The organism is Exiguobacterium sp. MH3 (genome assembly GCF_000496635.1).
Taxonomy (GTDB): domain Bacteria; phylum Bacillota; class Bacilli; order Exiguobacteriales; family Exiguobacteriaceae; genus Exiguobacterium_A; species Exiguobacterium_A indicum.
On sequence record NC_022794.1, the window covers coordinates 1,267,997 to 1,288,267 of the forward strand.

General features: G+C 46.6%; 33 protein-coding genes. 29 read left to right on the forward strand and 4 right to left on the reverse strand.

Annotated features, from left to right (window positions below; translation table 11 throughout):
• Nucleotides 1–82 precede the first annotated feature (82 nt).
• From U719_RS06390 to U719_RS17105, 3 genes are read right to left on the reverse strand one after another with little or no spacing between them, the layout of a single operon-like run.
• Complete coding sequence (locus U719_RS06390; protein WP_023467927.1) at nt 83–370, reverse strand: STAS-like domain-containing protein; 288 nt, start codon at nt 368–370, stop codon at nt 83–85.
• The gene (locus U719_RS06395) at nt 364–1,257 is read right to left on the reverse strand and encodes an STAS domain-containing protein (protein ID WP_023467928.1); all 894 of its coding nucleotides are present in this window, start codon (nt 1,255–1,257) and stop codon (nt 364–366) included. Before U719_RS06395 ends, U719_RS06390 begins: the two co-directional genes overlap by 7 nt.
• Nucleotides 1,258–1,290: 33 nt before the next feature.
• Nucleotides 1,291–2,262, reverse strand: coding sequence for an excalibur calcium-binding domain-containing protein (locus tag U719_RS17105; protein WP_304413037.1), 972 nt, complete (start codon nt 2,260–2,262; stop codon nt 1,291–1,293).
• Nucleotides 2,263–2,413: 151 nt separating this feature from the next.
• Here U719_RS17105 and U719_RS06405 point away from each other — a divergent pair, with 151 nt between their 5' ends.
• Nucleotides 2,414–3,406 carry a hypothetical protein gene (locus U719_RS06405; RefSeq protein WP_023467930.1) on the forward strand — a complete coding sequence of 331 codons (993 nt, stop codon included), beginning with the start codon at nt 2,414–2,416 and terminating at the stop codon, nt 3,404–3,406.
• A 423-nt stretch (nt 3,407–3,829) separates the two neighbouring features.
• Here U719_RS06405 and U719_RS16425 read toward each other — a convergent pair whose 3' ends face one another.
• On the reverse strand, nt 3,830–4,240 hold the full coding sequence (locus tag U719_RS16425; RefSeq protein ID WP_023467932.1) for a helix-turn-helix domain-containing protein: 411 nt from the start codon (nt 4,238–4,240) through the stop codon (nt 3,830–3,832).
• 149 nt (nt 4,241–4,389) lie between these two features.
• Between U719_RS16425 and U719_RS06420 the strand changes: the two genes are divergently transcribed.
• The 28 genes from U719_RS06420 (at nt 4,390) to U719_RS16820 (ending at nt 20,248) form a co-directional block, all read left to right on the forward strand.
• The gene (locus U719_RS06420) at nt 4,390–4,599 is read left to right on the forward strand and encodes a helix-turn-helix domain-containing protein (RefSeq protein WP_023467933.1); all 210 of its coding nucleotides are present in this window, start codon (nt 4,390–4,392) and stop codon (nt 4,597–4,599) included.
• An 88-nt stretch (nt 4,600–4,687) separates the two neighbouring features.
• A complete protein-coding gene (locus U719_RS16805; protein ID WP_051353603.1) occupies nt 4,688–5,365 on the forward strand; it encodes a BRO family protein in 678 nt (225 codons plus the stop codon).
• 16 nt (nt 5,366–5,381) lie between these two features.
• Nucleotides 5,382–5,654: a hypothetical protein gene (locus U719_RS06430; protein ID WP_023467935.1), complete on the forward strand. Its 273-nt coding sequence runs from the start codon at nt 5,382–5,384 to the stop codon at nt 5,652–5,654.
• A 25-nt stretch (nt 5,655–5,679) separates the two neighbouring features.
• Nucleotides 5,680–5,979: a hypothetical protein gene (locus U719_RS06435; protein ID WP_023467936.1), complete on the forward strand. Its 300-nt coding sequence runs from the start codon at nt 5,680–5,682 to the stop codon at nt 5,977–5,979.
• A gap of 103 nt (nt 5,980–6,082) precedes the next feature.
• Nucleotides 6,083–6,232 carry a hypothetical protein gene (locus tag U719_RS16810; RefSeq protein WP_023467937.1) on the forward strand — a complete coding sequence of 50 codons (150 nt, stop codon included), beginning with the start codon at nt 6,083–6,085 and terminating at the stop codon, nt 6,230–6,232.
• A 43-nt stretch (nt 6,233–6,275) separates the two neighbouring features.
• Nucleotides 6,276–6,506, forward strand: a complete 231-nt coding sequence (locus U719_RS06440; protein ID WP_023467938.1) for a hypothetical protein — start codon at nt 6,276–6,278, stop codon at nt 6,504–6,506.
• 5 nt (nt 6,507–6,511) lie between these two features.
• A complete protein-coding gene (locus U719_RS06445) occupies nt 6,512–7,477 on the forward strand; it encodes a DnaD domain-containing protein (RefSeq protein ID WP_023467939.1) in 966 nt (321 codons plus the stop codon).
• Between the two features lie 285 nt (nt 7,478–7,762).
• Nucleotides 7,763–7,981, forward strand: coding sequence for a hypothetical protein (locus U719_RS16435; RefSeq protein ID WP_023467940.1), 219 nt, complete (start codon nt 7,763–7,765; stop codon nt 7,979–7,981).
• A gap of 19 nt (nt 7,982–8,000) precedes the next feature.
• The gene (locus U719_RS06455; RefSeq protein WP_023467941.1) at nt 8,001–8,231 is read left to right on the forward strand and encodes a hypothetical protein; all 231 of its coding nucleotides are present in this window, start codon (nt 8,001–8,003) and stop codon (nt 8,229–8,231) included.
• A complete protein-coding gene (locus U719_RS06460) occupies nt 8,228–8,464 on the forward strand; it encodes a hypothetical protein (RefSeq protein WP_023467942.1) in 237 nt (78 codons plus the stop codon). The genes U719_RS06455 and U719_RS06460 overlap by 4 nt, the downstream gene beginning before the upstream one ends.
• Nucleotides 8,465–8,621: 157 nt before the next feature.
• Nucleotides 8,622–9,059 carry a hypothetical protein gene (locus U719_RS06465; RefSeq protein WP_023467943.1) on the forward strand — a complete coding sequence of 146 codons (438 nt, stop codon included), beginning with the start codon at nt 8,622–8,624 and terminating at the stop codon, nt 9,057–9,059.
• Nucleotide 9,060: 1 nt separating this feature from the next.
• The gene (locus tag U719_RS16735; protein WP_144080693.1) at nt 9,061–9,249 is read left to right on the forward strand and encodes a hypothetical protein; all 189 of its coding nucleotides are present in this window, start codon (nt 9,061–9,063) and stop codon (nt 9,247–9,249) included.
• Nucleotides 9,176–9,679 (forward strand): Holliday junction resolvase RecU, encoded by a 504-nt coding sequence (locus U719_RS06470; RefSeq protein WP_023467944.1) that lies wholly within the window; start codon nt 9,176–9,178, stop codon nt 9,677–9,679. Before U719_RS16735 ends, U719_RS06470 begins: the two co-directional genes overlap by 74 nt.
• A 21-nt stretch (nt 9,680–9,700) precedes the next feature.
• Complete coding sequence (locus U719_RS06475) at nt 9,701–10,006, forward strand: hypothetical protein (RefSeq protein WP_023467945.1); 306 nt, start codon at nt 9,701–9,703, stop codon at nt 10,004–10,006.
• Nucleotides 10,003–10,188, forward strand: coding sequence for a DUF6011 domain-containing protein (locus tag U719_RS16740; RefSeq protein WP_144080694.1), 186 nt, complete (start codon nt 10,003–10,005; stop codon nt 10,186–10,188). Before U719_RS06475 ends, U719_RS16740 begins: the two co-directional genes overlap by 4 nt.
• Nucleotides 10,178–10,510, forward strand: a complete 333-nt coding sequence (locus U719_RS06480; RefSeq protein ID WP_023467946.1) for a phage antirepressor KilAC domain-containing protein — start codon at nt 10,178–10,180, stop codon at nt 10,508–10,510. Before U719_RS16740 ends, U719_RS06480 begins: the two co-directional genes overlap by 11 nt.
• Nucleotides 10,497–10,919 (forward strand): hypothetical protein, encoded by a 423-nt coding sequence (locus tag U719_RS06485; RefSeq protein ID WP_023467947.1) that lies wholly within the window; start codon nt 10,497–10,499, stop codon nt 10,917–10,919. The genes U719_RS06480 and U719_RS06485 overlap by 14 nt, the downstream gene beginning before the upstream one ends.
• 38 nt (nt 10,920–10,957) lie before the next feature.
• Entirely contained in the window at nt 10,958–11,671 is a 714-nt protein-coding gene (locus U719_RS06490; protein WP_023467948.1) for a hypothetical protein, read from the forward strand.
• A gap of 207 nt (nt 11,672–11,878) precedes the next feature.
• Entirely contained in the window at nt 11,879–12,397 is a 519-nt protein-coding gene (locus tag U719_RS06495) for a hypothetical protein (RefSeq protein ID WP_023467949.1), read from the forward strand.
• Nucleotides 12,394–13,305: a hypothetical protein gene (locus tag U719_RS06500; protein WP_023467950.1), complete on the forward strand. Its 912-nt coding sequence runs from the start codon at nt 12,394–12,396 to the stop codon at nt 13,303–13,305. Before U719_RS06495 ends, U719_RS06500 begins: the two co-directional genes overlap by 4 nt.
• A gap of 294 nt (nt 13,306–13,599) precedes the next feature.
• On the forward strand, nt 13,600–13,737 hold the full coding sequence (locus U719_RS16815; RefSeq protein ID WP_023467951.1) for a hypothetical protein: 138 nt from the start codon (nt 13,600–13,602) through the stop codon (nt 13,735–13,737).
• A 158-nt stretch (nt 13,738–13,895) separates the two neighbouring features.
• Complete coding sequence (locus tag U719_RS06505) at nt 13,896–14,387, forward strand: hypothetical protein (RefSeq protein WP_023467952.1); 492 nt, start codon at nt 13,896–13,898, stop codon at nt 14,385–14,387.
• Between the two features lie 101 nt (nt 14,388–14,488).
• On the forward strand, nt 14,489–14,776 hold the full coding sequence (locus tag U719_RS06510) for a hypothetical protein (protein ID WP_023467953.1): 288 nt from the start codon (nt 14,489–14,491) through the stop codon (nt 14,774–14,776).
• Between the two features lie 39 nt (nt 14,777–14,815).
• Complete coding sequence (gene terS / locus U719_RS06515) at nt 14,816–15,580, forward strand: phage terminase small subunit (protein ID WP_023467954.1); 765 nt, start codon at nt 14,816–14,818, stop codon at nt 15,578–15,580.
• On the forward strand, nt 15,577–17,001 hold the full coding sequence (locus U719_RS06520) for a DEAD/DEAH box helicase family protein (RefSeq protein WP_023467955.1): 1,425 nt from the start codon (nt 15,577–15,579) through the stop codon (nt 16,999–17,001). Before terS ends, U719_RS06520 begins: the two co-directional genes overlap by 4 nt.
• A 15-nt stretch (nt 17,002–17,016) precedes the next feature.
• The gene (locus tag U719_RS06525) at nt 17,017–18,597 is read left to right on the forward strand and encodes a phage portal protein (RefSeq protein WP_023467956.1); all 1,581 of its coding nucleotides are present in this window, start codon (nt 17,017–17,019) and stop codon (nt 18,595–18,597) included.
• A gap of 3 nt (nt 18,598–18,600) precedes the next feature.
• Nucleotides 18,601–19,602, forward strand: coding sequence for a minor capsid protein (locus tag U719_RS06530; protein WP_023467957.1), 1,002 nt, complete (start codon nt 18,601–18,603; stop codon nt 19,600–19,602).
• 13 nt (nt 19,603–19,615) lie between these two features.
• Nucleotides 19,616–20,248, forward strand: coding sequence for a hypothetical protein (locus U719_RS16820; protein ID WP_023467958.1), 633 nt, complete (start codon nt 19,616–19,618; stop codon nt 20,246–20,248).
• Nucleotides 20,249–20,271 lie beyond the last annotated feature (23 nt).

The window sequence follows — 20,271 nt, forward strand, 5'->3', positions numbered from 1 at the left end:
ACGTTCGATTTTGGAACTACAAAAAAGCACCAGAGAAGGTGCTTTGAGTATACTTGATTTTAAAAAAAGTGTCTTATTAAAATCAAGCGCTAATATGATTTTGTGAAAATCGAGTCCGGATTGTAGAATTGATTGAAGGTGTAGTTTTTACAAATTTAAACCGTCTCTTAAGTTCGCCAAATCCGATTTCTTCTTTTATTTTCACCAAAGAGCTATTGAGGAATGAAGATGAGATAGCATTCATATCCTCAAATGATAAATTAATAATGTCATGATCTTTCATGGCGGATTTAATGATGTCATATAGAAGGCCGCCATCATCATTGGTGAAACCTTCGGATACATGATCCTTAATTGTAATTGTCACCACTCGAAGTCCTCCTCTTCATCAGGGATATTTGGTATGTGCCTTGAATCAAGTATAACCTCGATATACGTTCCCGGATAGTGGTATTCTGCTTTAGAGAATTTTCTCTCGCCATTTTGGGTGCGCATTTCTGCATCGCCACTTTTGAATGCAACAACACCATTCAAGTTTGCTGTGCATTGCTGAATATGCGTGAGTCCAACTCCTCTATTTTTCGGAGTGCTACCACTTGAATTGTTCTTCTCAGAAGCCCACTTCAACGCTTGAGAATGAGTGAAAATATCTTTTTGGAATCTTCTAACGGTATGTCTAATACCTACCCCAAAATCTGCAATAACAATCCTTATTTTATTATCGTTAGGGAAGTACTGGGCAAAACCTCCAGCGACACCTTCGCATTGTGCATGATCATTGATGTTATTGAAAATTTCACTTATTGCTGATTCTAAATCATCGAAAGAACTTTTTGTGTTTCCAGTTTGTCTCTGTAACCAAGGAACCAATGTATTTGAAGACCATGATCGGAAATTAGACGCTTTAATTGACTGGATTTCTGTAGTTGTAGGACGTAGACGGGGTTTTAAGTCTAAATCGATTCCAAATTGTTTAAAGAATCCTGAATCGTCTAAGTATTTTACAGCTGGGCTACAATTATCTCTATTTATGCTGAGGTAAATTTTACACCCTCTAGAAATCAAGAATTGAAGTGTATTGTATAGAGTGACGAAGCCAGCGGGTTCTACGAAGTGAAGTCGAGAAAAATCAAAAATAATCTCTGGATATTTCATCTTTTTTTCACCTTCTAAAACTTCAATAGCAGAGTTAATAAAGCTAGAGACAGTAGCGCTGTTTAATTTTTTAGGAATGAAAATTCTTTCGGCAGTTTCCATGTTATGACCTCTTTCATATAAATAGTATGATTTTTAATTGCGTTCGCATGCAAAATTATCTTTGTCACGATCCATGTTTGAATCATATGCCGGATGTGAGCTAGGTACGCCATTCGGATATTCCGTTCTTAAATCATCACAGTTATCAAAACTAACTTGAGTCGTAGCAGCTTCATCTTCAGCTTGTTGAGCAGCTTCTTCTTGCGCCTTTCGTTCTGCTTCTTGTTGAGCTGCCAGTTTCGCGGCAGCCTTTTTCTTTGCCTTCTCTTGAGCGGCAATCTTCGCTTTCCTCTCAGCTTCCCGCTTTGCTTCAGCTTTTGCTTTTTCCTTAGCTAGTTGCTTTTTCTTTTCTTGTTCAGCCTTTTTCTTTTCTAAAGCAGCTTTCTTTTTCTCTTCAGCTTCTTTAGCTTTTTTAGCAGCAGCTAGTTCTTCAGCTTTCTTCTTCTTTGCGGCTTCAGAATCTGACTTCTTCGCTTCTTCTTCTGCCTCTGTCTGAACGACGGGTTGCTTCACGGCTTGTTTAGTATCATCTTCAACATCCTCTAAAGCACTGGCGAAAATCATTCCGAGGAAGAAGAAATAGAACATGGAAGCCATGACCATCTTCCAAGCGACCTGACTACGGTATCCAGGAATCTTTCGATACCAAGGGAACTTCATCCAAGGTAAAAGTTTCCGACGTCCCTCGATTAGTTCAGCTACCATTTTACCTTCTTTATCACCGACGAAAATCGTCAGTAATAATTCTTCTTTTGTACGATATGTCTTGTCTTTCTTATCCTTTCGGAGATATAGCGTATCCGGAACTTTTGCCCAAGGTAAGTGAAGATCCATGTCGAGCGATCCACGTCTGTTGACATAGAAGAAAAGCCCCTCTTTAGCAGTCGCAACGACGTAATAGGGAATACTGTAAGAATCACTTTGGTGCTGTCCGCTCGTTACGTACCCTTCAGGATGATTTGATTTCAGGATGCGGCGAATTTCTTTAGAATCCATAAATCTCATTCCTTTCACTGTTTTACTTCAGTATACATTTAATAGAAAAGATTCCCATAAATAAAAGAAATTATTAGATAATTAAGTAAAATAATGAAACTATTACAATACTAATCCGAATATATAAGGGAGAATAATGAATTGAAGGAGGATGAGCGAGATGAAGGATGAACAGGCGAAGAAAGTCGAAAAAACATCGATAGAACGTCTCAAAGAACAATATCCAGGTCTAAATATAGCGAGCGGACGTTATAAAAAGACAAGAATTGGTGTCGATTGGTATATCGTACAAGAAAGTGACGGACTTCGATTTGTCGAGGAGAAAGATGGTACATTCGTACTCGTTGAAAAGGTAAAATGGGATGCATTACCCGAGCAGATGTATTTAGATGAATTGTTCTTGAAGTCTTTTTATTACAGTGATGAAAAAGAAAAAGACATTGTTTTAACCATCGCGAGGGCATATGACGGTGATGAGATACGTAAGGAAATCCAGAAACAGAAGCAAATCATTCTTAAGAAGCGGAAGGCAATCCAAAAGGTGCTAGGTTTCCGCAGCGGATCCATCTGGAAGTCTGCGATTGCAATTAGTGTATATGCTCTTATGCTGTTATTCGTAGTCGGACTGTTCGTTGGGAATGAAGAGGAAGCAGTTGCGAAACCCGAAACGATTCAAAAAGAAAAAACAGAAATCAGTAACGACAAAGAAGTGTCGAAGCCTCAGAAACCAAAAAAGGAAGAGATGGAGATAAAGACACCGAAAAAGCAATCAATTACGTCATTCTATAAGAAAATCGGAAATGATTACATCTTCAAGACTCAAAAAGTAGAAAAGAACTTTTCTGCTCTAAATGAATCAAACCATACTATTATGTTGCGTGTTAAGCCTATTGGTGGATCTTTGGAACAAATCCATAGTCAATCCAAGCACTTAGCTGCTTCTGTTGTTAAAGAAGCGTTAGATAAAGATAAGAAACTAGATCAACTAGCTTTGTTTATCGATGATGAGAATGGAATCTTCATAGTAAAGTATGTATTTGATAAAAATTCTTTGATGGCGTTAAATGACTCCCGCACTTCAGATGGCTATATACTAAAGGACAACATCGAAAAATTAGCATCTTCGGTAACTCTCACAGAAGAATTGAGATGATTTGTAAAGGATGAGAAATCATCCTTTTTTTATTTCGACAAAAAACTGTACTATTTTTTATAATCTATTATGAAAAACAGAAAAAGAAAAATGCATGATTGTCGTTATGTGTCGAATTGATAACGTTGTAAAATACAGGGTATTGCTTGAAAATGGATTATGCGTCATGCATAATGATGGAAACGAATAGAACAAATGTTCTTGTTTAAAGGAGAGTTGTGATGGATTACTCTGGCAATGAAAAAATGATGTTGAAAACAAATGATGGTCTTATTCCGCTAAAAGGATGTTGGAGCGAGGAATTAGGCGCATACGTTCTCTTTGTGAATAGTGAGATTGAATCTGAGTTCTCTAAAACGAATTTATGGCACAGTTCACTAAAAAAACTGATTGACGCAGCTGAATAGTTGGCGTCAATCAGTTTTATTTTTTAGTCTTATCATTTATTCCGGTTGATATCGCTAAAGCGATTTGGTCTTTCATGTAACTTACAATCTTATCGATTTTTTCTTGATCAAGAGAGTTAAGTTCTTCTTCTGAAAAATGCATCCCGATCAGTTTGTTCGTTTTAGAGACATGTTCAATGTAGTTGTTCAAAGTATTTCTAGGATCTTCGACTCTGCCAAGTAAATAATCTACAGTGACATCAAATGTGTCCGCTAATAAAACCAAAGTCGATGGATCCGGTTGACGCTTCCCAGTCTCGAATCTTGATAACGTCGCAGGTGTTATACCTAACTTCAATGCAGTGTCATCCTGTGCCCATCCGCGATTCAGACGCAGTTCTTTAAGTCTATCCCCTCTAAAAGCTTTCTCCATTAGTATCAACTCCATATTAGTATCTCCTTTCAAATATATCATTTTTGCCAAAACGGAAAACTGTTTTTACCGAATTGGAAATAAAGTATTGACGATTACCTAAATGGTAATGTATATTGAGTTCATAAGTTACCGATATGGTAATAAGCAAGGAGGTGATTCATTTGCCGGAACCAAAAGTTGACCTTGAAAAATTAAGAAATGCTCGCAAGGAACGGAATCTTTCTTTAAAGGAAGTTGCTGATTTTACAGGTTACGAGTCAGCCGCAACGATTAGTAGGATTGAGGCTGGAAAGCGAGGAATCAAATCAACATTCTTGATGAAGCTCTCTAGATTGTATGGTAAGCCAATTGAATATTTTTTTGTTGACTAATTACCGAATCGGTAATTTATAACTGCAATAAAACTTTTCGTTTATTTTTACCCAATTTCTAAAAATGAAAATCATACGGAGGTTAATAATGAATCAGCTAACAAAAGTGTTCGAAGGAAACTCTATTCGCATGATCGGCGATAAAACAAATCCGCTATTTGTCGCTTCAGACGTAGCAAAGGCTCTTGGATATAAAGAACCGCATAAAGCTGTCAATCGGCATTGCAAAGGTGAGGGGATATTTCATCCCGTCATCGATAACTTAGGTAGATCACAGGAAACGAGAGTTATCCGAGAACCAGATGTCTATAGACTCGTCACGAACTCAAAGTTACCTGCAGCACAAAAATTCGAGAACTGGGTGATGGAAGACGTTCTTCCGTCGATCCGCCAGACCGGATCTTATGAAATGCCGAAGGGTATCCCGTTTGCAGAGTTGTTCGCCGCGACATCGCAAATGCTCGTCAAGCAAGAGGAGACGGAAGCAGCCATTACCGTGCTGACGGAGAAGATTGATGAGCGGATGACGCTCGACTATGGACAGCAACTTGCTATTGAACGAGCTAAGAAGAAACGTGCGGAGCATGTCTGGAAAGAGTTAGATGAGCGACCATCGGAACTGTATGACACGAAAGGGAAATTGTACGGTCGATTCGGTAGTGACATCAAGCGTGCGTTCGCCGTCGCCTCTTACCGCGACATTCGGCAGAACCAATTCGACGAAGCCTTGAAGTACGTCAGCAATTGGCGCCCGGCGCTTGTGTGAAGGAGGGAGTTCATTCATGGATGCGATAGAAATTATCACATTATCCAAGATTCAACTAGAACATCTACTGGAAGAGAGCGCAGACCGCGCAATCCGTAAGCTGAGTGACATACAACCTCAGTGGATGCAACGACAAGCAGCGGCGCATCATCTTGGGATTGATGCAGCGACCCTCGACAAATATACGATACGCGACGGTATTCCCTATCATACTCCGCAAAATTCGAAGCTCAAGCTTTACAACAGAGTGGATTTGGATGCATGGGGACGCGGAGAGGTCTGGAAATGATTTCACAAAGGGAGGAAGAAAAGACATGAAGCTCTATACCAATTTAGATGTATTAGCTAATACGCTCGTGGAGCGATTTTATGAGAATCCGACACTGTTGCCGCTCATCAATGTTGAGGACGTCGTATCGAACATTCTCGTCGATGTGACCCAGGAAATGGTAGAAGAAGGTCAGCCGGATGCGTTGGTCCAGTTCAAGCAGATGGTCAAGAATGACCCGATCATCGTGATCGACGCCGTGAACAAACAGTACGTCCTGCATCTGATGGAAGACACGTTCGACATGCATCTGCTTCAGATGGATCCTCCGAACAAACTGAAATGAACGCATACGTCATCTATGGATTCGGCTTGATCGCTTTCAGCATCGCCCTCGGTGGCGTCGGGTTCGACGTCCTGAAGAATCGCTTGGAAAGGAGGTGAACCAGTTGTCACCAGAGCTCATCTACATGGCGGGTGTCACTTGGCTCTTCGTCATGATCATCGCGCCACTTGCATTCGTCTTCCTCCGTTGGCTCGAACGTGAACCGGAAGACGCAAAAAATGCCATCACTCAAGAGAGCGATGACACACTTTAGCGTAGGAACTCTAGTGTATCACGCTCCGGACAGGAGGGAAACCATGAGAGTCATACAAGTTAGCCGCACACGAGCGGAGGATCCGCATGAGGTGATCCGACAGGAAGCAGAGACGATCCGTCATTTCATCGAACAACTAGACGTCCTCTTCCCGAACGCGGTACCGGAAGGGTCAGCCGCATGGAGCGCTTTGAACGCCATCCACACCGCGTCGACGCGGATCACGGAAGCAAATGAACGTACACGAAACGTGTCACAGAAAGCACTGGGGTGAATTACATGTCCATCATACGCATCAAGAAGGAAGACAACTATGTCGTTCTCGACAAGACGCTCTTGAACGAAAAGACATTGAGCTGGAAAGCAAAGGGACTGCACAGCTATCTCATGGGATTGCCGGACGACTGGAAGGTCCGGGAAACGGATCTTGTCAATCGTTCGAGTGACGGAAGAGCGAGCACTCGATCAGCCATCAAAGAACTGACGGACGCTGGTTACGTCAAGCGCGTCCCTGTCCGAGAGAAAGGCAAGTTCAAGGAATGGGAGTTCGTCGTCCATGAACGCCCGGTGTTCGCAAGCAATCCAGAAGAACCGGATACCGACGAGGGACGAAATGAAGAACCGGATGAACCGGAGGGAGAACCAAGCCCACCAGAATGCGAAAATCAGAAACTGGTCCCACCAGAATCCGATTTTCCAAAAGTGGAAAAACCAAAAGTGGAAAATCGAACACTACTAAGTATTGAAGGTACTAAAGAACCAAAAGAACTAAAAGATTTAGTAGTAGTAGACGCGGGCGCGGAAGACGCACTGACGAAACTGATCGACTTCTACCGAAAGAACATCGAACCACTCGCGCCACCGTTCACGATCGAGAAGATTGAGGACGACGTCAAGAGTTATGGCGCCGAGCTGGTCCAGTTCGCCATCGAGACGGCGACGCTCTCGAACGTCCGCAAGTACACCTATATCACCGGCATCCTGAAGACCTGGGCACAAGCAGGCGTCCAGACGGTCGAACAAGCGAAGGATCAAGCGAACCAGTTCCGTGAACGACAACGGACCCGTGGCGGAAGTCGACGTCATGCATCGTCCGGCATGAAGGAACCGGAATGGCTTGCGAAAGAGAAGGCGAAGCGGCAAGCGCACGAAGCGAAGCAGAAGGAGGCGTTCACATCAGACGTCCCTGACGACGAAGAGGTCGCGGCACTCCTTCGATCGCTCGAGACACCGGAAAGGAGTTGAGCATCCCGCACATCATCGAACGGCTGACGACTGAGCATCTTCGGAAGCTTCGATACGCGCTCGGTCTGAACAAACGGAAGAAGCCGTGGCGAAACTACTACGGATCGATTGGTGCGAACGCCGACTGGGAGCACCTTTGCACCCTCGGCATCGCCAGACGGTCTCCGAATGCTGAGAAGCACGTCATCTACACCGTGACTTTCGAAGCGGCGAAAGTGCTCTACGGCAAGCCGATGTCACGGAACTACTTCGACAATTGTCTAGACGAGACAGGAGGGAAAGGGCATGAACCTATTCGACGCCATGAAAGAAATCGTCGCCGGAAGCATCCGCTCAGCCGAACTGGATATCAAGGGCGGTACGATCCGGATCACACTTGAACCGGATGGATATCTGACGAAACACGTCCGTCATTACGGCAATGACAACTTCTATCGTGCAGCCTATCAAGGATTTTCACCGGAAGAATGCCAAGCAGATTGGAACGTCACTCGGAATTCATGATGTCTCGAGGAGGAACAGGATGCGAATCAAACTGACAGACACGGATGAAGCACGTCTGGACCGTCGCATCGCGGAGCATGAGAGCCGCGGTGCACGGTTCCTCGGTAAAGAACAGTATCTCCACAACAAGAAGGAGTTCGAGACCGAACACTACACCGGTCGCAAGCGATACGTCAGCAGTCACGGTAATACCCGACACACGGCATATATCGAGTTGCCGGACCGGAAGAAAAAAGGAGGGGTGACATGAAGACGCTCGTCTTCCGGAAACACACGCTCGAGCACGAGCAGATCCTGCTCATCTCGAACCAGATCCGTCGGCATACGCTGATCGACGGGAAGCTCGTCAAGGTCGAGGAAGGACTACGACCGATCACGACGGCGGTGATGCTATCGAACGAACGACGCGAGTGGACGCTCGAAGGGCATGCCCTCGAGGAACACGAGGTAACGGCACGATGGCCAAGCGTCGAGCACGCATAAAATACAGCGGATCAAGACCCCAATTGTTCGAGCGTCGCGAGAAGAGCCAGTACATAGTGCTGTACACCCCGGACGCACCACAACATGAGACGCAACGCTTGATCAAGGAAGGGTGGAGACCGCTGAGACTCTAACACGAAAGGGAAGGCGGCACAGGATGGAATTCATCGCACATAAGTTGACCAAAGCACAACGGACGTTGGTCGAGAACAAGCTGAGAAGCCTGTTCACGCTCCCGTCCCGCATCGAATCACTCAAGGCACGGAGCGCACCTTCCATCACGGCTGGGTATCAGGTAAGCGAAGTACAACGCAACACGAGACCGTCGAGCAACGTCGAGAAGGCGGTCATGCTACTCGAACAACTCCGGCAAGCAGAAGCAGAACACCGACTCTTGCTCCGGATTCGAGAGGAACTCGAGGAGACCGATCCAGACTTGAATCAAATCTGGGATCTCCGATTCCGTCCAAAGTTCAAGTACACGGATAACGTCGTCATCGAGATGATGCGCTACGGCAACCGCAACACCTACTACGAGGCGAAGGACAAGCTACTCGGAACCGTCGCCGACCATTTCGGTATCTGGGAGGACTGACATGATCATCGATTTCAAGCGTTATCGCTACGAACGACTGAAAGAGAAACGACCACGCAGCGTTTCCTTGTTCCTTGCGGACAAGACGCCGAACCCATTCTGGAAGGAGGATGCTAATGAGACACCATGCCAACCGCGGAAAACGGTTCGAGACAATGCTCGAGATGTCGAATCGTCACTACAGACTTAAGAAAGTCGCGCACGTCCGGAAGACCTTTCCGGAAGCGAAGGTCCAGCTCGACAAGGAAGGTAAGGTCCGCAAGTACTGGTTCGAAAAATCAGGCGGACTGGACTTCGCTGGGATGCATCAAGGGCGGTACCTCTCGTTCGACGCGAAATCGACGAAGAACGCGACCTCCTTCCCGCTCAAGAACATCGAGACGCATCAATTCGATGAACTCCGACGCATCGAGGATTTCGGTGGCATGGCATTCCTGCTGATCCACTTCGAGAAGCTAGGCAAGACGTTCTATCTCTCGAGCGGTGACGCACTGGACTGGGCGAACCAACGCGAACGCAAGTCGATCCCGTTGAGTTGGTTCGAGGAACAGACGAGCGAGGTCGTCTCGAGAGACGGCGTCCTGCTCGACTATCTGAGTATCGCAACGGAACACTACTAATCATGAAATGGGGCGAATGACATGGAACAAACAACACAACTAGCAGGGCAAGAAGAGAAGAAGGTGACGTTCAACACGCTCTACCGTCTCGTCGAGGACGAGTACCACATGCTCGGCACTGGCGGGAACGGACAACGCGTCATCCTGATCGACATGATGGGTAAGATGGACGCGCTTCGTCCAGAAGTCGAGACGGACGAGGAAGCGGTCGTCGGGATGATTCTAGAGGACTGGGAACGACGCTATGAGGAAATGCGCATCCCGCGCTTCCGTAGTGAGCAAGGCATGCTGTTGCGCTTGATCGATACCGCGAAGTCTGCGTCATGAAACGTAGACCACCGAAGTCACGGACCGGCTATTGTCCGGTCTGCGGACGTCGGCTCACGACGACGGAAAGTCAAAGGGAAGGCATCGGACCCGTCTGTAAGGAAAAATGGCTGCGGCGACAGACCGATACCGGCAACCAACTCCATCTGGAACTCGAAGGGAGCGATACACATGAATCCTGATCCAATGCTCGAACGCATCCTAGCCGACAAACGCTCGATGACGACGACACAAGTCGCGAAAGGATACGGCATGTCAGCAAGGAAGCTGAACGCTCTCCTCGAGCAAGCTGGTATCCAGCGGAAGGTCAACGGGAGCTGGGAACTCTGTACAGCACATTTGAAGCGCGGTCTCGTCACGATCAACGAATATCCGTTCATGCACCGTAACGGTAGCGCGGATTGCAAGACCACGATGACGTGGACGCCAATTGGTCGGCTCCAGATCCACGACATCATCCAATCACAATCAACCAATCGGAGGGAATCACATGCCACAACCTAAAATCAACCTCAACGAATTCGCGGAAGGCGCATTCGCAGAACGTGTCAACAATGCCTTAAGAGAAGTCTATGCGAATATCGCGGACCTCAACACGGATCCGACAAAGAAGCGGAAGGTGACGATCTCGATGACCTTGTCAGCGGATGAACAGCGTGACCTTGCGATGGTCGACATCAGCGTTAAGACGACGTTGACGCCAGCACGTGCTATCGGTTCGAAGATTATCATCGACGTCGATGGCGAAGGGAACGCAGTTGGTCAAGAACTCAAGTCGAGCATGCCAGGTCAAATGATGATCACGGAGAATGGCGATATCGCGAACGACGTCGGTGTCCCGATTGAAGAGAGTCCAGAATACCCGAACGAAGTCGTCATCGACTTGCGAGACGCACGTTCTTCACGCGCTTAATCCCAACACAACCCACCACAATCAAAGGAGCTGTTCATATGTCATTACTCAAAGACGCATTCAACTGGATCAAGGATCACGGTCAATTCCAAACTACTCAGGTACACGGTCGTATTGTCTCAGACCGCGAACTTTATGCTATCAAGGCACCAACTTCAAGCGCACTTCAGGTTCATACGCTGACGGCACTCGTCGAGTACATCCAAAGCGAGTTTGACACGAACGAACCGCTACTCATCCACATTAAAGATCCGGAGACGGTCACGGTCATGAGCAAACTCAACGATGATCAGAATCGGAATCACTACATCCAAGCTAGTGCCTACGTCCCGTCCTTCCGATTCGACTCGTACTATGATCCGGAAGACATCAATATCAAGCTGCAGTCGGTCTTCGTCCCGAACAAGGATCAAGCATTGATTCTGAAAATGGTCGGCAACCTCAAGGAAGACAATGTCCGAGGTGTTGGAGACGATGGCATCTCGCAAGCGGTGACAATGAAAACGGGCGTCGCGACTGTCGCAGACGTCAAGGTCGTCAATCCAGTGACACTCGCACCATACCGGACGTTCATCGAAGTCGATCAGCCGGAAAGCAAGTTCGTTCTCCGGATGCAAAACGGTCTGCGTGTCGCTCTATTCGAAGCAGATGGTGGTGCATGGAAGAACGAAGCCATTCGGAACATCGAAGATTACTTGATGGAAAAGCTATACGATCACAACGAAGCGGGTAAGCTTACGATTATCGCTTGAAAAATAATTAAAATAAAAAATGCCAAGCATATGCTTGGCATTTTTTATTTTAATTAAGATTGAATAATCATCATAATTATTTATCATTATAAATTTACTGTAGCCGCCAACAAAGAATAGAAAAAAATAAAAGGATTATAATGTAATTTATTCTATGATTTGTAGTATCCTTAAATAATTATCAAATTAAATTAAGGAGATTTATTAATGCAAATAACAGATTATTTCTCACTTATATTTTCATTCGTTGCAATAGTAGTGTCTGGTGTAACCCTTTACTATCAACACTTCAAAATTGAATTAGTTCCTTATGCTAAAAATGAAAACGGAATGTTTTTTTTGATTATAGAAAATAACAGTACAAATTTAGCAAAAGATTATACGATGAAAATTGAAGTCAAAGTTGCTAACGATGAGATAAAAGAATTCTTTACTACAATGCCATTAACTACTGGGCAGTCAAGATTTAATTTAGCTCCTAAAAAGAATTTAAAATTATTTGTTGATTCTCATATTGAAGCATATATGGATGACATTGAAAAATACCCAAGCTTTCTAATTACCTTTTATGACGCAAAAAGAAAAGAAAGAGGAAAATTTAATGTGGATTTTTCGATTATGATAAATAACCGATTTTTAGATAGTGAAAATGAGAAATTAATCAAAGCATTAAACAATCGATTAGGCGATCTTGATTCTACGATTAAAAATCTTAAAAATAATTGATTAAGGAAAACGAGGAGGCGTTTGAGGTTAACACAAAAACGAAATATTTTTTACTTACTTTACTAGCTTTAGGTGTTATTTTGGGTATTCCTTATTCTGTGGGGAGACTTATGGAGTGTTCTTTTTTAAATATAGGTTCATTGAAAGCAGATTCTTGGATGAGTTTTTGGGGTGGTTATTTAGGAGCCATACTAGGAATTATTGGTGCTATTACTATCACTACCATTCAGATAAGTAGTCAAACTAATCAAATCGTGTTGGCAGCTAAAGAGAATGATAAACTTGAAAGGAAGAGAATAAACTTAAATTTAAAAATAGAAAAAAATGTTGAGCTATTTAAGTATTTAGTTGAAATAAAAAGTACACTAATTAAATATGATCATTTGTTAAGCGTTATGTTAGATGAGCAAACGGAATTAATAGTTAACTATAGCGAGCATAATAAGATATCAAATAGGTATATTATTGGCAAATTCGAAAGAAATCCAAAATTAGACCAAAAAAATAACGAAGATTTAAAATGGATAGACCAAATTGTTAATAATCGAACTGAAAAAATAAATTTTTTAAAAAACGAATTAAACCAGTCAATTTCATCTTTACAAGCGCTATCGACTAACATATTAGCCAATAGAATTTTTATTAATAATAATAATTATTATTATAAGATTCTAGAAGTTTATATGGAAAAAATACAGAGAGAATTATTTTATATTAATATATACATTCAAATGGAGGAGATAAAGGATGTAGAGGTAAATATCGATATAAGAAAAAGTGAAACTAAAACTAATTTGAGTGAGATACATGAATTAGAACAACAAGCTGGAGTCGCTTATACAAAATATATGGAATTGTTAATTAGCCAAATAGAGAACTCAGAGAATAAAGATACTGATAAAATATGATACATTTTTAATACTCTTTTGATACAATCTTGATACAAAAACTTGCCAAATACGTGATATTCTTTCCATGTAGACGAAGCGGGTGCGACGACGGTTGCATTGTTCTACAGGACATAAGCATTACTCACATACCAAGCGTCTTGTAAAATACAGGGCGCTTTTTGTATGCAGAAATATCCGGATGAGTGAATTTGACCTCCCTTAGTCAGCCTATCGATCGGTTCCATGTCATTCCCCCAGATGCTTGCAATGATCGGTCTCATCCGGATGTTTGTACATATAAGGAGTGATTGCATGAAACGAAAACCATACGTGATTCATTGGAAAGTGAGTCCGCGTCGGAAGGATCGACGGACAGGCCCTGTCACGAAGATTCCTCAAAGTGACTGGTTGAAGTATCTCTGGAAACAGGAAATCAAACGCATGAAGTGATTCGCTTCTTGCCAACAACGTATGACGCAGCCAGAAAAAACGTGAAGCAAGCCATGAAGCGTGAGGGCGGAGTAGTCGTGCGTTGTTGATAGGATTTTTTGGATAGCGAAACAAATATCCCTTATAATGTAATTTAAGTAATTATAAGGAGTGGTTAAATGTCTGATAAAGATCCGTATAAAATGATTGCCTCTTTATCGATTGACCTTGATTCGCGTTACGCGGTGATGAGAAAGAGAGTTGATCAAGAGATGTACGATGCATTGAAGAATCAAGAGCAAGTGGCCAAGAATCTTATGGGTACGAGTACTAGAGCTACGTTTGACTTTGAGTCGATCCAACACTCGTTGAATGCCGGTAAACGTGAAGAATTAAGGCGACATAACGAGTTGGTGAGTGTAGGGAAAGAACAAGTCGAAACGTTAGAAGCATTGCTTCGAGATAGCCAAAATGCGATTGAACAAAGAAATGCATTGATTCGTTTTCTTGTTCAAGTGATGGTGGATATGGAAGCTTCTAATGGCGAGAAAAAAAGAACCTTAACAGAACTTTTAACGCGACTTTCCTCTATTGCGGCATTTGGCAACGACTTAAGTGATTTAGGCAAAATGATTACTGGAGCAATCGATGAATTAGCAAAAGAAAATTAATCACCAAGCATCCTTCGGGGTGCTTTTTTGTGCTTTGCAACGAGCGGACGGGAATCGACCTAGTCGGTTCGTTGGAAAGCATAAGAGAGGAGGTAGACATCATGACAGAGATGAATGTAGAAACGATTCGAGAGGCACTTAAAACAGTAGTGATAGATTTCGTCGAACGTGCATGGAACATGGTGAAAGAAATTCTACGAAGAGTCGGAGACAATCTCCGGAAGATGGTACGCACGACTCTAGTAGCGGATGCCCCTCAGCCTAGCTATACGGCACGTTACGAGCGGGACACGTCTTGGTATGTGAATCGCCTTATCGCATCAGGAACGAAGCGTCAGACGCATCGAATGATGAAAGAGCGGCATAAGCGAGGGCATCGGTCGTCCTGAAAAACAACACAATCCAGTAATTAGGAAGGCGGTGGGAGCGTGGCGAGACCAAGAGACCCCCGGCGGGATGAGGCTCGCGAGAAGTGGCGCATCGCCATCAAGCAGGATCCGACATATAAATTGGTCGACCTGGCGAAGGAGATGGATGTCTCCCCGAGCGCGATTCGCAAGTGGAAATCGACGGACCGCTGGGATGATGAAGAAACGGACGGCAAAGGGAGCGCTCCTAAACTGAAAGAGAGCGCTCCTAAACGACGCAAGAGTGGCGCACCGAAGGGGAACAAGAACGCCGCGGGTAACTGGGGCGGTGCTCCGGAAGGGAATAAGAACGCGCTGCTCCATGGTTTGTTCCGTCAGTACATACCGGAATCCATCCTCGAGATCATGCATGGCACGCAGGAACGGAATCCCGCTGATTTACTCTGGGACCAGATCCAGCTGATGCATGCGAACATCATCAATTCTCTGAATATCATGCATGTCAGCAATGCCGACGACATGTCGAAAGAATTGAGCGCAAGCGGGGAATCGAAGGACGAATGGGAAATCCGCTTCGCCTACGAGAAACAAGCGACGTTCATGTCTTCCCTTGCTACGGCGATGGGACGGCTCGACGCGATGATCCGCTCCTATGAGAAGTTGACCAAGGGAGACGAGGAACGCGTCCTGAAGCTAGAGAAGCTGAAACTCGAAGTCGAACAGCTGAAGAATACGGATACGGATGACGAGACGACAACCGATTGGAAAGACGGTATCCTTGCCGCTGCTGAACGACGTCGCAAGCGACAGGTGGAAGCGCCATGAAGCAGACGAAACCGTATAACGTACTCGCCAGTGTCATCGACGTCTACTGGGACGATCCCGCGGCATTCGCGGAAGACATCCTCGGTTTTTATCCGGACGAATGGCAGCGTGGCGTACTCGACGATCTATCGAAGAAGAACAAGGTCAGCGTCCGCTCCGGACAGGGTGTCGGGAAGACGGGGCTTGAAGCTGTCGTGACGCTCTGGTACCTGACATGCCGACCGAACCCGAAAGTCATCGCGACTGCTCCGACGAAGGATCAACTGTTCACCGTCCTCTGGGCAGAAATCGCCAAGTGGATGGAGAAATCCGAACTGTTGAAGCGGCTCCTGAAGTGGACGAAGACGAAAATCTACATGATCGGGAGTGAAGAACGGTGGTTCGCTACCGCTCGTACCGCGACGAAGCCGGAGAACATGCAGGGCTTTCACGAAGACTACATGCTGTTCATCGTCGATGAGGCATCCGGTGTCGCTGATCCGATCATGGAAGCCATCCTCGGGACATTGACCGGGGATGAGAATAAAATCTTGATGTGCGGAAACCCGACTCGAACGAGTGGGGTCTTTTTTGATTCCCATAACCGCGATAAGCATCTCTGGAGTACGCACAAGGTCAGCTCCCTCGATAGTCCGCGCACATCACGAGACACGATCGAGATGCTGAAGCAGAAGTATAACGAAGACTCGGACGTTTACCGTGTCCGCGTCCTAGGTGATTTCCCGAAAGCAGAGGCGGATGCCTATATCCCGCTCGAATTCACGGATCAAGCCATCAATGTCACCGTGACACCCGTCAAATACGCGGATATCCATATCGGGATCGACGTTGCCCGGTACGGGGATGATGAGACCGTCATGTATGCCCGTGTCGGGAACAAGGTCGTCGCACGACATACCCATAGCAAGAAAGGGACGACGGAGACGACGGGAGAAGCCATCCGCTTCGCTCGCAACACGCTCAATCGTTTCCCACAAGCACCTCGCGTCGTCTTCAAGGTCGATGATACCGGTGTCGGTGGTGGTGTCACGGATGGTATCGACGAATGGATCGATACCCATAACATGCAGAAGTTCGAAGTCCATGGCATCAACAATGGATCGAGAGCGGATGACCCAGATGTCTATGACAAGCTTGGCGATCAGTTGTGGGGTAACCTACGCGATCTGCTCGAGACGAACTTCAGACGCCGGATGCTAGGGGAGGAATCGACCCTCGAATTGCTTGAGGACGACAAGCTTGTCTCCCAGCTGACGACGCGGAAGTATCGGGTCCTCAGCAAAGGCGTCATCAAGGTCGAACCGAAGGACAAGATGAAGAAGCGCGGACTGGCATCTCCTGACCGCGCGGACGCCCTCGCCTTGTGCTTCTATGAGCCGGAGGGTGGCAAAGGCTTCAGCGCCTTCGAGCGGACATTTTAAGTGAGGTGAGAGACTATGTGGCGTTCATTCATCGAATGGCTACGTTCATTATTCAACAAGAAAGGAGGCGGTGGCGTGGAAGCGACGACGCTCACGCAAGAACTACAGAAGAACAAATGGGCAGGATTGAACCAATACATCGCACAACACGACATACTGCTAAAATCGATTGTCCTGCAGCAATCCTACTATGACGGAAAGCATGCCGTACTCGTCCGACAACCGAAACGAGCGGACGACCCGAACCATCGCCTCGTCATCAATTATGCGAAGTTGATCGTCAACCTCCCGACCGACTATATGGTCGGGAAGCCGGTCAGCGTCGAGGTACCGGATAGTGCAGCCAGTAAATACGGCGCGGATCTCGAACGACTGAAGGGATTCCGGCAGAAGCTCGAGGACGTCCGCGAGGATAACAGTGATCATCACATCGACTTCACGACCGTACGCAACGGATTGACGGCAGGTGGAGCAGGTGTCCTGTTCTACTTCGACCATCGTCTGGACATCCGCTATCGTGCCTACCCGCTGAACCGTCTCTTCCCGGTGACGAACGAATACGGCGACATCATCGGTGCGATTCATCGGTACACGAAAGAAGAGGTACGGAACGGGACGACAGAGACCGCTGAATACGTCGAGTGGTACGACGACACCCATGTCTATTACCTGAAGCGAGACGGTACCGATCTCGTCGAGGATCCACGAAAAGAAGTGAAAGTCGCCTATCACCAGTTCCCGATGGTGCCGATTGCGTGGTTCCGCGGGGATGAAGCACAGACACCACCGACGACGGATATTCCAATGGGTATGTCGGCCATCGACGACCCGAGCATCACGATCATCGATGAAATCAACCGGGCGCTGAGCGATAACGCGAACAAGATGGATGTCTTCAACGATCCATTCCTCAAGTTCATCGGCGAATTTCCAAAACCGGAAGAAATGGCGAAGATGCGGACTTCGCGTGCGGTCGGCTCCAAGAATCCGGAAGCCGTCATCGATTACCTCGCACCGCCTATTGACGAGAAACCAATCGTCGCGCACCTGAAGGAATTGACGGAGCGGCTCTTCGATGTCGCGCAACTCCCGAAAATCTTCAAGGATACGGCGAACGGTAATCTGTCGGGTGTCGCCATCCAACAGATGTATGCACCGCTCGAGATCGCGACGAATGCACGGGAGATTCATTTCGACGAGTATTACCGCCGGAAGAACATGCTCCTGACCTATGGCATCCAAGCGAAGGACTGGATGATTGAAGGGAAGGACACCATCACCGAGTGGCAGAACGTCGCGAAGTCGCAAGACACGTCGATGTTATACAACTGGCGCTGGATCTACTGGACCGTTCACCGGAACCTACCGATCAACGTTAGCGAATACGTCACGATGCTGACGGGCTTGAAGGACTTCATCTCGGATGAGACCATCCTGCAGTTGAATCCGCTCGTCGAGAATGCGACGGAAGAGAAGGAACGTCTTGAGCGACAAAAGGCAGACCGGAAACAAGTCGATCTCGAGAACATTGATGATTACATCGATGGTGCGGACAAGAAGATTAAGAACCGCTCGACGAAAGACGACGAGGAATAAGCCATGCTCTTGACAGCTGAACAACTCGATCAGATGGTCATCGACCAGCAGAAGCGACTGATCAAAATCAAGGACAAGGAAATCAAGGTCCTTCTCCGCGGCTACGCGGAACTCTTGCGTCAAATCAAAGGGGACATCGCTTCTCTTGCCATTGACGTATCGGGGGAAGACCAACTCGTTTGGGACTGGGGAAAGCTCAACAGTCAGCAAGCCCGTATTCAAACCTTGCTTGCGCAGACGAACGTCCACATCGAAGAACTCGCTCGTACGACTGTCGCGATGACAGACAGTATCCTACACGCCGTGGTGATGCAGGAGTATGCTTTCGCGGGTTACTTGTTGACGATGCAAGGAGAGGGCAGGTTCCCCGTCTTGCCATTGCTTGACAAGGAAAGCATCCAGTCGCTTGTCAATCGAGACTGGTCCGGAAAACGATTCTCGAATCGCATCTGGGACAATACGGCACGCCTAGGCAAGCAGCTCCAACAGGAATTGCTCTCGTCGATGATGCGCGGTGAATCGGTCGCGAAGACGACACGTCGTCTGAAAGAGATGCTCGAGACGGATGCCTATAAAGCAGAACGTCTGGTACGGTCTGAAATCATCGCTGCCGGAAACTCCGCGAAGAAGAAATCCGTTCAGGACTTCATACAGGATCATGGAGCGGACGGCATCGAAGGCATGCGTCGTCTCGAGACACTCGACCGGAAGACATGCGCGGTCTGTCGTGCTGCTGATGGTCGCATCTATAAGATGGACTCCATCGGTTCAGCGCCAGACATCGAGCATCCGAATTGCCGCGTCACCTATACGCCGGTCGTCAAAGGATTCAATCAAGTCAGCCGTCGGAATGTCCGGATCTATCTGAATGATGGCAGAACCTCGACCGGCATTGCACAAGACATCGACACCTTTGCTCAGTATCAACAGAAATTCAACATCCCGACGTACCAGGAGTATCGACGGATGTATGAAGCGGAACGTCAGGCACGTGCCGCGAACTAGGAGGACATTGCACATGGAAACAGCAAAACCGTTGAAACCAACCTATCGTCTGAAACTCCCGATTCAGTTCTTCGCGGATGACCCGCCAGCGGATCCGCCGAACGATCCACCAAATGATCCACCGGCTGACCCGCTAGTCGATCCGCCGAACAATCCACCAAATGATCCGCCACTCGATGAGAAGGATAAGTTGATTGAGAAACTTCGTCGGGAGAATGCACGACACCGTACCAATGCAAAGGAGAAGAGTGACGACAAAGATAAGTTAATCGCTGTTCTGAAGAAGGAACTCGGTATCGACGAGAACAGCGACGTCGCAGCGCAAATCAAGGCCGCGAACGACAAGGCGAACGAACGCATCATCAACGCGGAAGTCAAAGCCTTGGCAACGCAGATGAACTTCATCGATCCGGCAGATGCGAAAGCGTTCCTTGATCGCTCCGCTATCGAAGTGGACGACGAAGGGAACGTGAACGGACTCCAGGAAGCGCTCGAAGCCGTGAAGACCGCGAAGCCTCACCTCATCAAGTCCTCGACGACGCATCCACCGACGCCTCCAGGCGGTGGTAATCCGCCAGCACCGAAAGAGGGGTACGACCTCGGAAAGTCTCTAGCGGAGCGTTTGAACGGAAAGAATAAACAATAAGACTACGAAGCGAAAGGAAGATT

What these genes read in the sequence shown, in the direction of transcription:
- U719_RS06395 (WP_023467928.1), bottom strand. Translation starts at nt 1,257, where the DNA reads ATGGAAACTGCCGAAAGAATTTTCATTCCTAAAAAATTAAACAGCGCT.
- U719_RS17105 (WP_304413037.1), bottom strand. Translation starts at nt 2,262, where the DNA reads ATGAGATTTATGGATTCTAAAGAAATTCGCCGCATCCTGAAATCAAAT.
- U719_RS06405 (WP_023467930.1), top strand. Translation starts at nt 2,414, where the DNA reads ATGAAGGATGAACAGGCGAAGAAAGTCGAAAAAACATCGATAGAACGT.
- U719_RS16425 (WP_023467932.1), bottom strand. Translation starts at nt 4,240, where the DNA reads ATGGAGTTGATACTAATGGAGAAAGCTTTTAGAGGGGATAGACTTAAA.
- U719_RS16805 (WP_051353603.1), top strand. Translation starts at nt 4,688, where the DNA reads ATGAATCAGCTAACAAAAGTGTTCGAAGGAAACTCTATTCGCATGATC.
- U719_RS06430 (WP_023467935.1), top strand. Translation starts at nt 5,382, where the DNA reads ATGGATGCGATAGAAATTATCACATTATCCAAGATTCAACTAGAACAT.
- U719_RS06435 (WP_023467936.1), top strand. Translation starts at nt 5,680, where the DNA reads ATGAAGCTCTATACCAATTTAGATGTATTAGCTAATACGCTCGTGGAG.
- U719_RS06440 (WP_023467938.1), top strand. Translation starts at nt 6,276, where the DNA reads ATGAGAGTCATACAAGTTAGCCGCACACGAGCGGAGGATCCGCATGAG.
- U719_RS06445 (WP_023467939.1), top strand. Translation starts at nt 6,512, where the DNA reads ATGTCCATCATACGCATCAAGAAGGAAGACAACTATGTCGTTCTCGAC.
- U719_RS16435 (WP_023467940.1), top strand. Translation starts at nt 7,763, where the DNA reads ATGAACCTATTCGACGCCATGAAAGAAATCGTCGCCGGAAGCATCCGC.
- U719_RS06455 (WP_023467941.1), top strand. Translation starts at nt 8,001, where the DNA reads ATGCGAATCAAACTGACAGACACGGATGAAGCACGTCTGGACCGTCGC.
- U719_RS06460 (WP_023467942.1), top strand. Translation starts at nt 8,228, where the DNA reads ATGAAGACGCTCGTCTTCCGGAAACACACGCTCGAGCACGAGCAGATC.
- U719_RS06465 (WP_023467943.1), top strand. Translation starts at nt 8,622, where the DNA reads ATGGAATTCATCGCACATAAGTTGACCAAAGCACAACGGACGTTGGTC.
- U719_RS16735 (WP_144080693.1), top strand. Translation starts at nt 9,061, where the DNA reads ATGATCATCGATTTCAAGCGTTATCGCTACGAACGACTGAAAGAGAAA.
- U719_RS06470 (WP_023467944.1), top strand. Translation starts at nt 9,176, where the DNA reads ATGAGACACCATGCCAACCGCGGAAAACGGTTCGAGACAATGCTCGAG.
- U719_RS06475 (WP_023467945.1), top strand. Translation starts at nt 9,701, where the DNA reads ATGGAACAAACAACACAACTAGCAGGGCAAGAAGAGAAGAAGGTGACG.
- U719_RS16740 (WP_144080694.1), top strand. Translation starts at nt 10,003, where the DNA reads ATGAAACGTAGACCACCGAAGTCACGGACCGGCTATTGTCCGGTCTGC.
- U719_RS06480 (WP_023467946.1), top strand. Translation starts at nt 10,178, where the DNA reads ATGAATCCTGATCCAATGCTCGAACGCATCCTAGCCGACAAACGCTCG.
- U719_RS06485 (WP_023467947.1), top strand. Translation starts at nt 10,497, where the DNA reads ATGCCACAACCTAAAATCAACCTCAACGAATTCGCGGAAGGCGCATTC.
- U719_RS06490 (WP_023467948.1), top strand. Translation starts at nt 10,958, where the DNA reads ATGTCATTACTCAAAGACGCATTCAACTGGATCAAGGATCACGGTCAA.
- U719_RS06495 (WP_023467949.1), top strand. Translation starts at nt 11,879, where the DNA reads ATGCAAATAACAGATTATTTCTCACTTATATTTTCATTCGTTGCAATA.
- U719_RS16815 (WP_023467951.1), top strand. Translation starts at nt 13,600, where the DNA reads ATGAAACGAAAACCATACGTGATTCATTGGAAAGTGAGTCCGCGTCGG.
- U719_RS06505 (WP_023467952.1), top strand. Translation starts at nt 13,896, where the DNA reads ATGTCTGATAAAGATCCGTATAAAATGATTGCCTCTTTATCGATTGAC.
- U719_RS06510 (WP_023467953.1), top strand. Translation starts at nt 14,489, where the DNA reads ATGACAGAGATGAATGTAGAAACGATTCGAGAGGCACTTAAAACAGTA.
- U719_RS06520 (WP_023467955.1), top strand. Translation starts at nt 15,577, where the DNA reads ATGAAGCAGACGAAACCGTATAACGTACTCGCCAGTGTCATCGACGTC.
- U719_RS06525 (WP_023467956.1), top strand. Translation starts at nt 17,017, where the DNA reads ATGTGGCGTTCATTCATCGAATGGCTACGTTCATTATTCAACAAGAAA.
- U719_RS06530 (WP_023467957.1), top strand. Translation starts at nt 18,601, where the DNA reads ATGCTCTTGACAGCTGAACAACTCGATCAGATGGTCATCGACCAGCAG.
- U719_RS16820 (WP_023467958.1), top strand. Translation starts at nt 19,616, where the DNA reads ATGGAAACAGCAAAACCGTTGAAACCAACCTATCGTCTGAAACTCCCG.